Source organism: Couchioplanes azureus, from assembly GCF_014648355.1.
In the GTDB taxonomy this organism is placed as follows: Bacteria; Actinomycetota; Actinomycetes; order Mycobacteriales; family Micromonosporaceae; genus Actinoplanes; species Actinoplanes azureus.
This window is the reverse complement of sequence record NZ_BMQY01000001.1, coordinates 1,120,878-1,135,259: the sequence shown is the minus strand read 5'-3', so window position 1 is coordinate 1,135,259 and position 14,382 is coordinate 1,120,878. Positions and strand designations below refer to the sequence as shown.

At 70.0% G+C, this 14,382-nt stretch carries 11 protein-coding genes; 7 read left to right on the top strand and 4 right to left on the bottom strand.

Translation table 11 applies throughout. The features are described from left to right. Window positions 1–2,227 precede the first annotated feature (2,227 nt). From IEY99_RS05245 to IEY99_RS05215, 7 genes are all read left to right on the top strand, one after another. Window positions 2,228–2,536: a YbaB/EbfC family nucleoid-associated protein gene (locus tag IEY99_RS05245; RefSeq protein ID WP_229798243.1), complete on the top strand. Its 309-nt coding sequence runs from the start codon at window positions 2,228–2,230 to the stop codon at window positions 2,534–2,536. A 4-nt stretch (window positions 2,537–2,540) separates the two neighbouring features. After that, window positions 2,541–3,134 carry a recombination mediator RecR gene (gene recR, locus IEY99_RS05240; RefSeq protein ID WP_189199759.1) on the top strand — a complete coding sequence of 198 codons (594 nt, stop codon included), beginning with the start codon at window positions 2,541–2,543 and terminating at the stop codon, window positions 3,132–3,134. A gap of 515 nt (window positions 3,135–3,649) precedes the next feature. Further along, on the top strand, window positions 3,650–4,657 hold the full coding sequence (locus tag IEY99_RS05235; RefSeq protein WP_189199757.1) for an ABC transporter permease: 1,008 nt from the start codon (window positions 3,650–3,652) through the stop codon (window positions 4,655–4,657). Window positions 4,658–4,740: 83 nt separating this feature from the next. Continuing rightward, the gene (locus IEY99_RS05230; RefSeq protein WP_189199755.1) at window positions 4,741–6,507 is read left to right on the top strand and encodes an ABC transporter substrate-binding protein; all 1,767 of its coding nucleotides are present in this window, start codon (window positions 4,741–4,743) and stop codon (window positions 6,505–6,507) included. Between the two features lie 117 nt (window positions 6,508–6,624). Next, window positions 6,625–7,626, top strand: coding sequence for an ABC transporter permease (locus IEY99_RS05225; protein ID WP_189199753.1), 1,002 nt, complete (start codon window positions 6,625–6,627; stop codon window positions 7,624–7,626). Between the two features lie 10 nt (window positions 7,627–7,636). Then, on the top strand, window positions 7,637–8,704 hold the full coding sequence (locus tag IEY99_RS05220) for an ABC transporter ATP-binding protein (protein WP_189199751.1): 1,068 nt from the start codon (window positions 7,637–7,639) through the stop codon (window positions 8,702–8,704). Window positions 8,705–8,727: 23 nt separating this feature from the next. Further along, window positions 8,728–9,765 (top strand): ABC transporter ATP-binding protein, encoded by a 1,038-nt coding sequence (locus IEY99_RS05215; RefSeq protein WP_189199749.1) that lies wholly within the window; start codon window positions 8,728–8,730, stop codon window positions 9,763–9,765. Between the two features lie 133 nt (window positions 9,766–9,898). Here the strand turns inward: IEY99_RS05215 and IEY99_RS05210 are convergent, their stop codons facing one another. The 4 genes from IEY99_RS05210 to leuA form a co-directional block, all read right to left on the bottom strand. After that, window positions 9,899–11,491: a beta-N-acetylhexosaminidase gene (locus IEY99_RS05210; protein ID WP_189199747.1), complete on the bottom strand. Its 1,593-nt coding sequence runs from the start codon at window positions 11,489–11,491 to the stop codon at window positions 9,899–9,901. Between the two features lie 47 nt (window positions 11,492–11,538). After that, on the bottom strand, window positions 11,539–11,850 hold the full coding sequence (locus IEY99_RS33990; protein ID WP_373293285.1) for a hypothetical protein: 312 nt from the start codon (window positions 11,848–11,850) through the stop codon (window positions 11,539–11,541). Then, window positions 11,847–12,512: an HNH endonuclease family protein gene (locus IEY99_RS05200; RefSeq protein WP_229798241.1), complete on the bottom strand. Its 666-nt coding sequence runs from the start codon at window positions 12,510–12,512 to the stop codon at window positions 11,847–11,849. The genes IEY99_RS33990 and IEY99_RS05200 overlap by 4 nt, the downstream gene beginning before the upstream one ends. Window positions 12,513–12,629: 117 nt before the next feature. Beyond that, complete coding sequence (gene leuA, locus IEY99_RS05195; protein WP_189199743.1) at window positions 12,630–14,369, bottom strand: 2-isopropylmalate synthase; 1,740 nt, start codon at window positions 14,367–14,369, stop codon at window positions 12,630–12,632. Window positions 14,370–14,382 lie beyond the last annotated feature (13 nt).

The following is a 14,382-nucleotide window of genomic DNA, read 5'->3' as shown; positions in this document are numbered from 1 at the left end:
CATCGAGGTCCACGTCCGACTCGTCTGCTCCCGCTTCCGCGACGCCGACGTCTCGGGCACCGGAACCGCGACGACCCGATCCGGCCGGTGTGGTGTCGGGCGCGTCGGGGCCGGCTGGTCTGGTGACTGAGGCGTCGGGCTCGGCTGGTGTGGTGCCTGGCGGGTCGCGGTCGGCTGGTGTCGTGCCGGGCGCGTCCGAGCCGGCCGGTCTGATGCCCGACGCACCTGAAGAGCCGGGCGTTGCGGCCGCTGCCGTGCCGGGGCAGCTCACCGTGGCATCGATCCGCGAGGTCTGGCCGCAGATCATGGTGGCGGTCGGCCGGAAGAGTAAGAAGATCGCCGCGCTGGCCCAGGGCGCCACGGTCCGCGAGCTCGAAGGCCAGACCGTCGTGCTGACGTTCCGCTTCCCCGCGCACGCCCGGATGGTCGCTGCGGAGCCGCAGCTCATCGCCGATGCGCTCTACGAGGAGCTCGGGGGCCGCTGGCAGATCCGCTGCGACGTGGCAGGCGAGGGCGGACCCTCGCAGGGAGGCGGCGGACGCCCCACACCCCGGGGCCCGCAGGACGGTGGCGGCCCGGCCCCCCGTGACCCGCAGGATGCGCATGGCCCGCAGGACTCCGGCTACCAGCAATCCCGGCCGGTTGTCCAGGACGCCCCGGAGCAGCGGACGCCCACTCAGGGACGCGGCGCACCGGGCGCGTCTGCCCGGCAGGCCGCGACCGCCTCCCAGGGCTCGGCCGACGAGGAGGACGACGGAGGCTGGCCGGAACCCGTCAAGCCCGGCGGACTGGCGTCTCCGACCCCCACCGCGGCCCAGGCCCCCACGCCGACCCAAGCTCCCATCGCGGACCATGCCGCGACAGCGGACCATGCCGCGACGGCGGGGCAGGTCGCAACGGTGGGCCAGGCGGCAATGACGGGCCAGGCGGCGACGGTGGGCCAGGCGGCAATGACGCGCCAGGCGGCGACGATGGGCCAGGCGGCAATGACGCGCCAGGCGGCGACGGTGGGCCAGGCGGCAATGACGCGCCAGGCGGCGACGGTGGGCCAGGCGGCAATGACGGGCCAGGCCGCAACGGTAGGCGAGGCGGCAATGCCGGGCCGGGTCGCGACGGTGGGGCAGGCGGCGACGGCGGGCCAGGTCGCCACCACGGGACACGCCCCGGCAGCGGATCAGGTCCCGGGCCCGGCTTCGATCCGGGTCGAGGATCAGGCGGCTTCTCCCTCCGGGGCTGTTTCTACGGCGGCGGAGGAGGGCGACGACGATTGGCCCGAGCCCGTGGTTCCCGGGCGGATTGGCGACCCTGGGAGCGGTGCGGGCAACAGTGCCGATGCCGGCCGGGATCGCGCCGCCTCGGTGCCTGAAACGCGGGCGGTTCCTCGTAACGATCCACCCGGGACAGTCGCCGGATCGAGCGGGTCGAGTGCGCCGAGCCGGGGGATCGCCGCGGCTCGGGCCGCGGCGGCCCGGGGTGCGGCCGCCCGGGGTGCGGCGGCCGCTGGCGGACGTGCCGCACCGCACGCAGCTCCGAGCGGAGCCGCAGCCGGCGCGAGCCGCGGCCACGCCGCCGGAAGCACCTCCTGGTCCGACGGCTCACCGACCGAGGAGGCGCCGTACGACCCCGAGTACGACGGCCCGCTCCCAGGAGCCGGTGGCCGCGGCCACGACATGGCCGGCGGTGGCTATGGCTCGGTCCAGGGTGGCGACGAGGCGGCTCGCGGCGCCCACGGGACAGTTCGGGACGGGGCAGTCCGCGCGGCCAACGGCGCGCCGGGCGACGCCAACGGAACCACTCGCGCGGCTGGTGGGGCGCTGGGCGGGGCCAACGCAACCACTCGTGCGGGCAGCGGCGCGCTGGGCGGGGCGAACGCAACCACTCGTGCGGGCAGCGGCGCGCTGGGCGGGGTCAACGGAACCACTCGGGCGGGCGGCGGGGCGCTCGGGGCCAACGCGACCGTGCGCGGAGCCGCCGGGAGCGGCGGGGATCCGGCGGCGTGGGAGGGGTTCGATCCCGGTGACGAGCCGCTCGACGACGTGATCGACGAGAAGACGGCGCGGCAGAGCAGTGAGCAGCAGGCCGTGCGGCTGCTGCAGGAGGTCTTCGGGGCGGAGAAGATCAGCGAGTCCTGACCCGGCTGCCGCGGTTCGCCGCTGCGCACGGGACAATGAAGCCGACCATCCCCCTGACTGAGGAGATTCGTATGCGCCCCGGTGGACAGCCGAACATGCAGCAGATCATGAAGCAGGCGCAGAAGATGCAGCAGCAGGTCGCCCAGGCGCAGGCCGAGCTGGCCGAGGCCGAGCTCACCGGCACCGCCGGTGGTGGCCTCGTCACCGTGGTCGTGACCGGACTCGGCGAGTTCAAGTCCGTGAAGATCGACCCGAAGGCGGTCGACGCCGACGACGTCGAGACGCTCGAGGATCTGGTGCTTGCGGCGATCCACAATGCCGCCGAGGCGCAGCGGGAGCTCACCGAGCAGAAGATGGGCCCGGCCACCGGCGGTCTCGGTGGCCTGACCCTGCCGGGGTTCTGAGCCCGTGTACGAAGGCGCCATCCAGGACCTGATCGACGAGCTGGGCCGGCTCCCGGGCGTCGGCCCCAAGAGCGCCCAGCGGATCGCGTTCCACATCCTCTCCGCGGATCCCGCCGACGTGAACCGGCTGGCCACCTCCCTGCGCAAGGTGAAGGAGCTGGTCCGCTTCTGCACGACCTGCTTCAACGTCGCCGAGTCCGAGCAGTGCCGGGTGTGCCGGGACACGCGCCGTACCAACGAGGTGCTCTGCGTCGTCGAGGAGCCCAAGGACGTCGTGGCGATCGAGCGCACCGGCGAGTTCCGCGGGCGGTATCACGTCCTGGGTGGCGCCATCAATCCGCTGGAGGGCATCGGGCCCGACAACCTGCGCATTCGCGAGCTCCTGGCCCGCCTCGGCACGGGTGAGGTGCGGGAGCTGATCCTGGCCACCGACCCGAACACCGAGGGTGAGGCGACCGCCACCTATCTGGCGCTGATGGTGAAGCCGATGGGGATCGCGGTGACCCGGCTGGCGAGCGGGCTGCCGGTCGGCGGCGATCTGGAGTACGCGGACGAGATCACATTGGGCCGCGCGTTCGAAGGGCGCCGCGCGGTCTGACAGCGTCGGCCGAATGTCCATTCGTTAATCGCCATATATGAAGGCGTCTCTCGAACCGGAAATTGCGCCATCGGCCTAACGGCCGAGTGTTGACCACCCAGCCTCCCACGGCCGTACGACCTGCTTATCGGCCGCGCGGCCCCTCGGCGGTCTCTCTAAGTTTCCGACCGGTAACTCTCGTCAATCGCCCGATATCTTACGCTTCTCGGCCGCGTACACCGTAAATTTCGGTCTTGGCGGACACTCAGATAACGGTCACATCACGGGCGAGACACGAACAGCAGTCGCGAGGCGGTGGTGGCCTTGACCACATCCCCGCAGTAGGTGAATGTTCCTAACGATGGCGGCACACACGCCATCCGGTGCCCCCGCTTCCCCGGCCGACCAGGCCGCGGTATTCGGGGGACGGCACTCGAGGCTTGCGTAACCGATCGGTTGCCGGAGCACTACGGGAGCCATCGCCTCGCGGCCTTGGACCTGTGGTGTCGGCAGCCGGGGAAAGGACCGGCGGTTAGATGTCGATCGGCCCAGAGGCGTCGATTACCGATGAGCGTTCGGCGCCCACCGACGACCCCGCCGACGTCCGCGACAGCGGCGAGAAGGCGGTCGCCGGCCGGTCGCTGAAGCAGATCGCCTGGCGGCGGCTCAAGCGTGACAAGGTCGCCATGACCGGCGGCGCGGTCGTGATCGGTCTCGTGATCATTGCGATCCTCGCGCCGCTGCTCACGCGGTGGTGGGGACACCCGATCAACGAGTTCCACAATGACCAGATCGATCCCACCCTCGGCACGCCGATCGGTCCCTGGGGCGGCATCAGCAAGGAATTCATCTTCGGCGTGGAGCCGACGTCCGGCCGTGACGTCTTCAGCCGCATCGTCTACGGCGCACAGACCACCCTGGTCGTCGCGGTGTTCTCCGCGATCGTTTCCACCGTGCTCGGCAGCCTGTTCGGCCTCGCCGCCGGCTACCTGGGCGGCTGGGTCGACTCGGTGATCAGCCGGGTGATGGACTTCCTGCTGGCGTTCCCGCAGCTGCTCTTCGCGATCGCCCTGGTCTCCGTCCTCCCCGACGACCTGTTCGGACTGGACGGGCGCTGGTCGCGAGTGATCGTGCTGATCGGCGTCATCGGCTTCTTCGGCTGGCCGTACATCGGGCGCATCGTCCGCGGGCAGACGCTCTCCCTGCGGGAGCGGGAGTTCGTCGAGGCCTCGAAGAGCCTCGGTGCCCGGTCGGGACGCATCCTCTTCCGGGAGCTGCTGCCCAACCTGGCCGCGCCGATCCTCGTCTACACCACCTTGATCATCCCCACCAACATCCTGACGGACGCCGCGCTGAGCTTCCTGGGTGTGGGCATTCCGCCGCCGAATCCCTCGTGGGGCGGCATGCTGTCGGAGGCGTTGAGCTACTACACGTCCGATCCGATGTACATGATCATTCCGGGCGTCATGATCTTCGTGACCGTACTGGCCTTCAACCTCTTCGGTGACGGCCTGCGTGACGCCCTCGATCCGAAGGCCCGTTGATCACCGCAGGGTGACACGTGCCCGGTGCACCATCGCATGGTTCACGGAACCAATGGTTCCGTTTCGAGGAGGTAGGAGAACAGGTGGTCAGCAAGACAAGGGTGGTGGCGGCCGCTGGTGCCGTCGTCGCGTTGGGGCTCACCGCCGCTTGCGGTGGCAACTCCAGCAGCGAGAACAAGAGCGGCGAGGGTAAGAGCGCCTTCAACGCCGCGGTCACGTCGGTCGTCAACGCGAGCGACAAGAAGGGCGGCACGCTCAACCTGTGGAGCTCGCAGGACGCCGACTCGTGGGACCCCGTCCGGGGTTACTACGCCTTCGTGTGGAATCTCAACCGCCTCTACACCCGCAAGCTGATGGACTACGCCGCGGCGCCCGGTAAGTCGGGCCTCGAGCTGAAGCCCGACCTCGCGGCGGCGGCGCCCGAGATCAGCGCGGACAAGAAGACCTACACCTTCAAGCTGAAGTCGGGCATCAAGTTCGACGACGGCACCCCGATCACGTCGAAGGACATCAAGTACGGCATCGAGCGCGTCTTCGCGCAGGACGTCGTTCCCGGTGGGCCGACGTACCTGATCGAGCACCTGGACCAGGGCCAGAACTACAAGGGCCCCTACAAGGACACCGACCCCAACAAGCTGGGCCTGAAGTCGGTCGAGACGCCGGACGACTCGACCATCGTCTTCAAGCTCGCCAAGCCGTTCGGTGACCTGCCCTACCTGCTCGCCATGCCGGGCGCGGGCCCCGTCCCGAAGGCCCGGGACACCGGCGCCAAGTACGGCGAGAAGCCGGCCGCCTCGGGCCCGTACATGATCACCGAGTACGCCCCGGGCAAGAGCCTCAAGATGGTGCGCAACCCGAACTGGGACCCCAGCACCGACACGATCCGCAAGGCGCTGCCGGACGCGGTCAACCTGACCATCACGACCAACGCCGAGGACCTGGACTCCCGGCTGCTGGCCGGCACCGCCGACATCGACACCGGCCAGACCGGTGTGCAGGCGAAGGCCCGCGCCGAGATCCTGCAGGACCCGAAGAAGAAGGCCTACTCGGACGCGCCGAGCACCGGCTTCATCCGGTACGCGGCCATGTCCACCAAGGTCGCGCCCTTCGACAACATCGAGTGCCGCAAGGCCGTGATCTACGCGGCCGACCCGACCTCGCTGCAGACCGCCCGTGGCGGCCCGGTGGCCGGTGGCGACATCGGCACGAACATGCTGCCGCCGAACATCGCCGGCTCCGACCCGAACTACGACCCGTACGGTCGCCTGCCGGGCAAGCCGCAGCCGGACAAGGCCAAGCAGGCGCTCGCCGCCTGTGGCAAGGCCGAGGGCTTCAACACGATCATCGCGGTCCGTAACAACCGTCCCGCCGAGGTCAAGACCGCCGAGGCGCTCCAGGCCGCGCTGGGCGCCGTGGGCATCAAGGCCACCATCGACCAGTACGACGGCTCGCAGGTCGCGTCGGTCACGGGCTCGCCGGACAACGTCCACAAGAAGGGCTACGGCATCATCATCGGCGGCTGGGGTGCCGACTGGCAGACCGGCACCGGTTACCTGCAGGCGCTCGTGGACAGCCGTTACATCCAGAAGAACGGCAACTACAACCTGGCCGAGATCTCGGACCCGTCGATCGACAAGATGTTCGACGAGGCCGCCCTGCAGACCGACCCGGCCAAGGCCGCGGAGATCTACAAGCAGCTCAACCAGAAGGTCATGGAGGGCGCGTACTACCTGCCCTTCGTCTTCGACAAGGCGCTCAACTACCGCAACCCGCGGCTGACGAACGTCTACGTCCACGACGCGTTCGGCATGGTCGACTTCCAGGCCCTCGGCGTCAGCGACGGTAAGTAGGAAAACCTCGCCCGCATTCAGTAACGGGTAGATCGAAGGGCAGGTGAAGGCCGCCCGCAGTAGGCGGGCGCCGGTTCCGCAAGGAATCGGCGCCCGCTCGCTGTTCGGCCGAATGTCGTGCTGACTTACCTCATCCGGCGGATCGTCAACGCCGTGATCACCCTGCTGGTGGTCACGCTGGTGACCTTCGGCATCTTCTTCGCCGTGCCGACGATCACGGGCAGTGATCCGGCGCTGCTCTACATCGGCAAGACCGCCGACGAGGCATCGCTGGAGGGCATCCGGACCAAGCTGGGCCTGGACGAGCCGATCATGGTGCAGTACGGCCAGTTCCTGAAGGGCCTGGTGGTCGGCCGGGACTACGCCAACGGCAACGACGTCACGCACTGCGACGCGCCCTGTCTCGGCTACTCGTTCAAGACCGAGCAGGAGGTGACGCCCCTGCTGCTCAGCGACATCCCGGTCACCCTGTCGCTGGCGATCGGCGCCGCCGTGCTGTGGGTCATCGCCGGCGTGGCGACCGGCGTGCTGTCCGCGCTCCGAAGAGGTAGCTTCCTCGACCGGGCGGCGATGACGGGAGCCCTGGCCGGCGTCTCGCTACCCATCTACTTCACCGGCCAGGTGGCGTTGCTGGTCTTCGTCCACGAGCTCGGCTGGCTTCCGGACACCGGCTACACGCCCATCACCGAGGACCCGGCGGCGTGGTTCACCGGCCTGATCCTTCCCTGGGTCACGCTGGCCTTCCTCTTCGCCGCCACCTACGCGCGGCTCACCCGCGCCAACATGCTCGAGACGCTCGGTGAGGACTACATCCGCACCGCGCGCTCCAAGGGTCTGCGCGAGCGTACGGTCATCGGAAAGCACGGCCTGCGCTCCGGCCTGACCCCGCTGGTCACCGTCTTCGGCCTCGACTTCGGTGCCCTGCTCGCCGGCGCCATCCTCACCGAGCAGGTGTTCAACCTGCGCGGCCTCGGATATCAGGCGCTGACGGCGATCCGCCAGAACGACCTGCCGGTGATCCTCGGGGTGACCCTGCTGGCGGCGGGCTTCATCGTGATCATCAACCTCATCGTCGACCTGCTCTACAGCGTGATCGACCCGCGCGTACGGCTGGGCTGAGGAGAGAACCATGTCGACAGACTCCCTCACGGGCCTCACGCTGCCGGGCAACCGCGGCACCCGGCCGTTCCTCGAGGTCAAGGACCTCACCGTCCGCTTCGAGACCGACGACGGCATCGTCCAGGCGGTCAGCTCGTCGTCCTTCGCGGTCGAGCGCGGCAAGACCCTGGGCATCGTCGGCGAGTCCGGCTCCGGCAAGAGCGTGACGTCGCTCGCCGTCCTGGGCCTGCACCGGACCCGCAGCAACGCCAAGGTGTCCGGGCAGATCTGGCTGGACGATCAGGAGCTGGTCACCGCCACCGACGAGCAGGTGCGCCTGCTGCGCGGCGGCAAGATGGCGATGATCTTCCAGGATCCGCTGAGCGCGATGCACCCGTACTACACCGTCGGGGCGCAGATCGTGGAGGCGTACCGGGTGCACAACCCGAAGGCCTCCAAGAAGGAGGCCCGGGAGCGCGCGATCGACATGCTCGCCCGGGTCGGCATCCCGCAGCCCGAGAAGCGCTTCGGCGAGTACGGCCACCAGTTCTCCGGCGGCATGCGCCAGCGGGCGATGATCGCCATGGCGCTGGTCAACGACCCGAAGCTGCTGATCGCGGACGAGCCCACCACGGCGCTCGACGTGACCGTGCAGGCGCAGATCCTCGACCTGATCCGGGACCTGCAGGAGGAGTTCGGCTCCGCGGTCATCATGATCACGCACGACCTGGGCGTCGTGGCGGAGCTCGCCGACGACGTCCTGGTCATGTACGGCGGAAAGATCATCGAGCGCGGCCCGGCCGCCGACGTGTTCCACGAGCCGCAGCACCCGTACACCTGGGGTCTGCTGGGGTCGATGCCGCGCCTCGACCGCGAGGTGCGCGACCGGCTCACCCCGGTGAAGGGCACGCCGCCGAGCCTCATCAACCTGCCGTCCGGCTGTGCGTTCCACCCCCGGTGCCCGTACGCGGGCCGCAACGGTGACCGGTCCTTCACCGAGGTGCCGGAGCTGCGCGGGGGCGTGCACGCGGTCGCATGCCACATGTCGGCCGACCAGCGCCGGACGATCTTCGAGCAGGAAGTCGCTCCGAACCTGTGAGCGCGAGCGGGAGTGGAAACAAGATGACTGAGAATCTGCTCGAGGTCAGCGGCCTCCAGATGCACTTCCCCATCACCAAGGGCCTGTTCAAGCGCCAGGTCGGTGCGGTGCGTGCGGTGGACGGCATCGATCTGTCGGTGAAGGCGGGCGAGACGCTCGGCCTGGTCGGCGAGTCCGGCTGTGGCAAGTCCACCACCGGCCGGCTGATGACCCGCATCCTCGAGCCGACCGGCGGCAAGGTCGTCTTCGAGGGCCGCGACGTCACCCACCTGGGCAACAAGGGCCTGCGCCCGCTCCGCCGCGATGTGCAGATGATCTTCCAGGATCCGTACTCGTCGCTGAACCCGCGGCACACGGTCGGCACGATCATCTCGGCGCCGCTGCAGATCCAGAAGATGCCGACCCCGAACGGCCTCAAGCGCGCGGTGCAGGACCTGCTCAAGCTGGTCGGCCTCAACCCGGAGCACTACAACCGCTACCCGCACGAGTTCTCCGGCGGCCAGCGCCAGCGCATCGGCATCGCGCGCGCCCTGGCGCTGCGGCCGAAGCTGATCGTCGCCGACGAGCCGGTGTCCGCGCTGGACGTGTCGATCCAGGCCCAGGTGGTCAACCTCCTCGACGACCTGCAGCGCGAGTTCGACCTGACCTACGTGTTCATCGCGCACGACCTGTCGGTGGTCCGGCACATCTCGGACCGCGTCGCGGTCATGTACCTGGGCAAGGTCGTCGAGATCGCCGACCGCGACCAGCTCTACAAGAACCCGCGGCACCCGTACACGGTGGCGCTGATGTCGGCCGTCCCGGTCCCGGACCCGGCCCGCCGCGACCGCGCGCAGCGCGAGCGCGTGCTGCTGACCGGCGACGTGCCGAGCCCGATCAACCCGCCGTCGGGCTGCCGCTTCCGGACCCGCTGCTGGAAGGCGCAGGAGATCTGCGCCACGGAGGAGCCGCCGCTGGTCCCGCGGCTCCACGACCCGGCCTCGCACCAGACGGCCTGCCACTTCCCGATCGAGGAGAACGAGACGGTGTCGGGCCGGCGGCCGGCGGGGACGCCCGCATAAAGAGCAAGAGCTTCATGTCGTAGCTCGGTGGGTGGTGCTGACCGTCGCTCCCGCCGAGGCCGGGCATGGGGATCCAGGAGCCGGCGCTCCAGAGCGGATCCCCATGCCCTTCTTTGTGCGTGAGTGGTCGCTCTCAACCCCAGGTGATCTGCGGCGACGGATAGAAGTTCACGTTTCGCAGCTCCCAGCGGGGGCCATGGGCGCCGAGGCGGTCCGCGAACGAGTCCCAGTCGTGCGCGGCGCGTGCGGACCAGCCCAGTTCCGCGATGGCCGGGAGGCGGGGAAACGCCATGAACTCGATGTCGTCCAGGGTGCGCAGGGTCTCGGACCAGAGGGGAGCCTCGACGCCGAGGATCGCCGGCTCGTCCACCGCGGCCACGCGGGTCGCCGGATCCCAGTCATAGGCGGTCCGTACCTCGATGTAGCCGGCCCAGGACAGGCCCAGCGGGGTGGTGCGGTCGTACTTCATGTCGAGGTACGCCTGGTTGGCCGGTGACATGACCACCTTCGTGCCCCGGGCGACGGCGGCCGCCACGGTGGCGTTGGCCGGGGCGGTGTCCCAGTACTGGGCGATGGCGGCGGCCGACTCCGGGGACTTGGCGATCTCGTTCCAGCCGAACGCGGTCTTGCCGTGCCGGGCCACCAGGGGCAGCACCCGCGCCATGAAGCTGCGATAGTCGGCCTCGGGCGTGGCATGCGCCTCGTCGCCGCCGATGTGCAGGTACGGCCCGGGCGTCAGGGCGGCCAGCTCGCGGAGCACGTCGTCGACGAACCGGTACGTCGTCTCGGAGCCGATGCACAGCGAGCTGTATCCGACGGCGGTGTCCGTCCGGGGCGGCGGCGCCACCCCGTCACAGGTCAGCTCCGGATAGGCCACCTGGGCGGCGTTCACGTGCCCCGGCATGTCGATCTCCGGCACGATGGTCACGAACCGCGCGGCGGCGTACCGGACAAGATCGCTGTATTGGGCCTTGGTGAGGTAGCCGGGACCGGCGCCGTCGACGCCGGTGCCCGGACCGCCGCTCACGGTGGTCAGGCGGGGCCAGCTGTCGATCTGGATGCGCCACCCCTGGTCGTCCGAGAGGTGCAGGTGCAGGTGGTTGACCTTGAACCGGCTGATCTCGTCGATGTAGCTCTTGATCTCGTCGGGGGTGTGGAAGTGCCGGGCCAGATCCAGCATCGCGCCACGGTAGGCGAACCGCGGATGGTCGACGATGCTGCCGCCGGCGACGACCCACGAGCGTGCGACCGGCGTCGGCGAGTCGATCTGGGCGGGCAGTAGTTGCAGCAGGGTCCGCGTCCCGGCGAAGAGCCCGGCCGGCCGGTTCGCCCGGATGGTGATCGCGGAGGCGCCGACGGTGAGCCGGTAGCCCTCGTCGCCGAGCCGCTCCTCGCCCGCGCCGAGCAGCAGGGCGATCGAGGGTGCGGCACGGCGCGCGATCGGCAGGACCGGCAGCGGGTAGCCGGTCGCCGGGCGCAGGTCCTCGGCCAGCCGCTCGCCGACGGCACGGGCCTCGGGGGAGCCGGGCTGGGTCCGGATGACGGTACGCGGCCCGAGCCGGAACCTGGTGCCGGAGTCGGGGGTGACCTGCACCGGGGCCGGAATGACGCCGGTCAGCGCCGGGGTGCCGGGCGGCGTGGCGGCCGAGGCCAGCGCGGGCGCCACGACCACGGGCAGGCCCAGCACGGCCAGGGCGAGCAGACGGGTGAGCACGGGTTTGGCCATGCCCGACGCTACATAGAACCGCATCTATCTGTAAAGCTTCCTGCGGGTTAACCGTGCGGGCGGTGCAGGATGCCGACCGCGACGGCGTGCACCGCCTCCAGGTCCTCCGCGTGCTTCAGCGTCGTCCGGGCGCCGGTGACGGTGTACCACTCGGCGGCGTCCTTGTACTGCACGCGGACCACGGCCTGATCGCCGGCGAGCTCGGTGCGCAGGGTCAGCTCGCCGGTCACGACACCCACCTCGTCGGTCATCACCCCGCCCTGACCGGCGACGATGTCCGTGGTCCGGCTGTCGGCCCCGGCCGTCGGGGGGCCGGCCGGCGCCTGGTCGGCGGGCGCGGCGTCGGGCGTGTCGGTCATCGGCACTTCTCCAGCATGTCGGTGAGCGCGGCCTTCTCCTTGTCGGTCACCGTCAGTTCCCAGCGGGACTTCACGGTAATCCAGTCGGCGGCGTACTGGCACCACGCCTCGGTGCGCTCGGGCTTCCAGGTGGACGGGTCCTGGTCGCCCTTGGACCGGTTGGCGGCCGCCGACACCGCGACGAGCTGCGGGTCGTCCAGGTCGTTGGCGAACTCCTCCCGCCGTTGCGTGGTCCAGGAGCTCGCCCCCGAACGCCACGCGTTGGCCAGGGGCACCATGTGGTCGATGTCCACCTTCGCCGGATCGGTGAGCCGGTCGCCGTCGTACACGCTGACCCACGTACCCGCGACGACGTTGCAGCCGGAGACCTTGACCTTGGTTCCGTCCCGCTTGAGGACGGTGTCCCGGACGTCGCAGTTGTCGCCGGTGCTGCGCCAGTGCGGGAACTTGTCGCGGCTGTAGCCGCGCATCGATCCGGCCTTGGCGACGGTCAGCCCGGCCAGCCGGGCCCGGACGTCGCCGGAGTTACGGGTGGAGCTGATGCCGCCCGGATCCGAGCCCGGGTCGGTGACGGTCACCTCGCAGCCGGCGGCGGCGAGACAGGTCAGCAGGGCGGCAGCGAGACGGACGGTCCATCGGGGAGCGGGGGAAGCGGGGGGAATGGGCACGAATCCAGCGTAGGCAGGGCATGCCCGTTTCGCTCCGGACGTCATCCCTGCCGGGATCCTCCCGCCCGCCGGGTACGCCGCCGGCCCGCGGCCGGCGGCGTACGGAACGGCTCAGCCGGCGCGGTTGACGGCGCTGGTCACGGCCTTGATGGACGCGGTCACGATGTTCGCGTCGAGGCCCACGCCCCAGACCGTGCGACCGTTGACCTCGCACTCCACATAGGCCGCGGCCTGGGCGTCCTCACCCGAGGTCAGGGCGTGCTCGGCGTAGTCCAGCACCCGCACCTTGATCGCCAGTGGCTCGAGCGCCTGCACGTACGCGTCGATCGGGCCGTTGCCGACGCCGATGAGCGGGCGGCGGGCGCCGCGGTGCCGGACCTCCGCGTCGATCTCGACCTTGCCGTCCACCGTGGCGGTCGAGTAGCGGTCCAGATCGATGACGCCGGACGGCTGATGGTCGACGAGGTACTCGGTGGCGAAGATGTCCCACATCTGCTGCGGGCCGACCTCGCCGCCCTCGGCGTCGGTGACGTGCTGCACCACGCCGGAGAACTCGATCTGCAGCCGCCGCGGCAGGTCGAGCTTGTGCTCCTCCTTCATGATGTACGCCACCCCGCCCTTGCCGGACTGCGAGTTGACCCGGATGACCGCCTCGTACGTGCGGCCCACGTCCTTCGGGTCGATGGGCAGGTACGGCACGCCCCAGGCGAACTCGTCCACGTCCTTGCCCGCCGCCGTCGCGTCCGCCTGCAGCGCGTGCAGGCCCTTGTTGATCGCGTCCTGGTGCGAGCCCGAGAACGCCGTGTAGACCAGGTCGCCCACGTACGGGTGCCGCTCGTGCACCGGCAGCTGGTTGCAGTACTCCACCGCGCGCTTGATCTCGTCGATGTTCGAGAAGTCGATCATCGGGTCGACGCCCTGGGAGAACAGGTTCAGCCCCAGCGTCACGAGGTCGACGTTGCCGGTGCGCTCGCCGTTGCCGAACAGGCAGCCCTCGACGCGGTCGGCGCCGGCCAGCACGCCCAGCTCGGCGGCGGCCACGGCGGTGCCGCGGTCGTTGTGCGGGTGCAGGCTCAGCACGATGCTGTCGCGCCGGGGCAGGTTGCGGTGCATCCACTCGATGCTGTCCGCGTACACGTTGGGGGTGGCCATCTCGACCGTCGCCGGCAGGTTGATGATCAGCGGGCGGGCCGGGGTGGGGTCGATCACGTCGATGACCGCCGAGCAGACCTCCAGCGCGTAGTCCAGCTCGGTGCCGGTGTAGGACTCCGGCGAGTACTCGTAGAAGATGTCGGTGTCCGGGGTGTGGATCTCCGCGTACTTCTGGCAGAGCCGGGCCCCGGTGGTGGCGATGTCGGTGATGCCGTCGCGGTCGAGGCCGAAGACGACCCGGCGCTGCAGCGTCGACGTCGAGTTGTAGAAGTGCACGATCGCGCGCTTGGCGCCGCGGATCGACTCGAACGTGCGGTCGATGAGGTGCTCCCGGCACTGGACCAGCACCTGGATCGTCACGTCGTCCGGGATCAGGTCCTGCTCGATGAGCTGACGGACGAAGTCGTAGTCGGTCTGGCTGGCGGCCGGGAAGCCGACCTCGATCTCCTTGTAGCCCATGGCGACGAGCAGGCTGAACATTCGCCGCTTGCGCTCGGGGGACATCGGGTCGATCAGGGCCTGGTTGCCGTCGCGCAGGTCCACGGCGCACCACCGCGGCGCGGACTCGGTGCGCCGCGACGGCCACTGACGGTCGGGCAGGTCGACGGCGAACTGTTGCTGGTACGGGGTGTAGCGCCCGAACGGCATCCGGCTGGGGCGCTGCCGGGCGATCGGATCGACGATTGCGTCGCTGGACATGCGAGCTCCTCGG

Excerpts from the sequence above, each read along its gene's own strand:
- IEY99_RS05235 (WP_189199757.1), top strand. The coding sequence starts at position 3,650 with ATGTCGATCGGCCCAGAGGCGTCGATTACCGATGAGCGTTCGGCGCCC.
- IEY99_RS05210 (WP_189199747.1), bottom strand. The coding sequence starts at position 11,491 with ATGGCCAAACCCGTGCTCACCCGTCTGCTCGCCCTGGCCGTGCTGGGC.
- IEY99_RS33990 (WP_373293285.1), bottom strand. The coding sequence starts at position 11,850 with ATGACCGACACGCCCGACGCCGCGCCCGCCGACCAGGCGCCGGCCGGC.
- IEY99_RS05245 (WP_229798243.1), top strand. The coding sequence starts at position 2,228 with ATGCAGCAGATCATGAAGCAGGCGCAGAAGATGCAGCAGCAGGTCGCC.
- leuA (WP_189199743.1), bottom strand. The coding sequence starts at position 14,369 with ATGTCCAGCGACGCAATCGTCGATCCGATCGCCCGGCAGCGCCCCAGC.
- IEY99_RS05220 (WP_189199751.1), top strand. The coding sequence starts at position 7,637 with ATGTCGACAGACTCCCTCACGGGCCTCACGCTGCCGGGCAACCGCGGC.
- IEY99_RS05215 (WP_189199749.1), top strand. The coding sequence starts at position 8,728 with ATGACTGAGAATCTGCTCGAGGTCAGCGGCCTCCAGATGCACTTCCCC.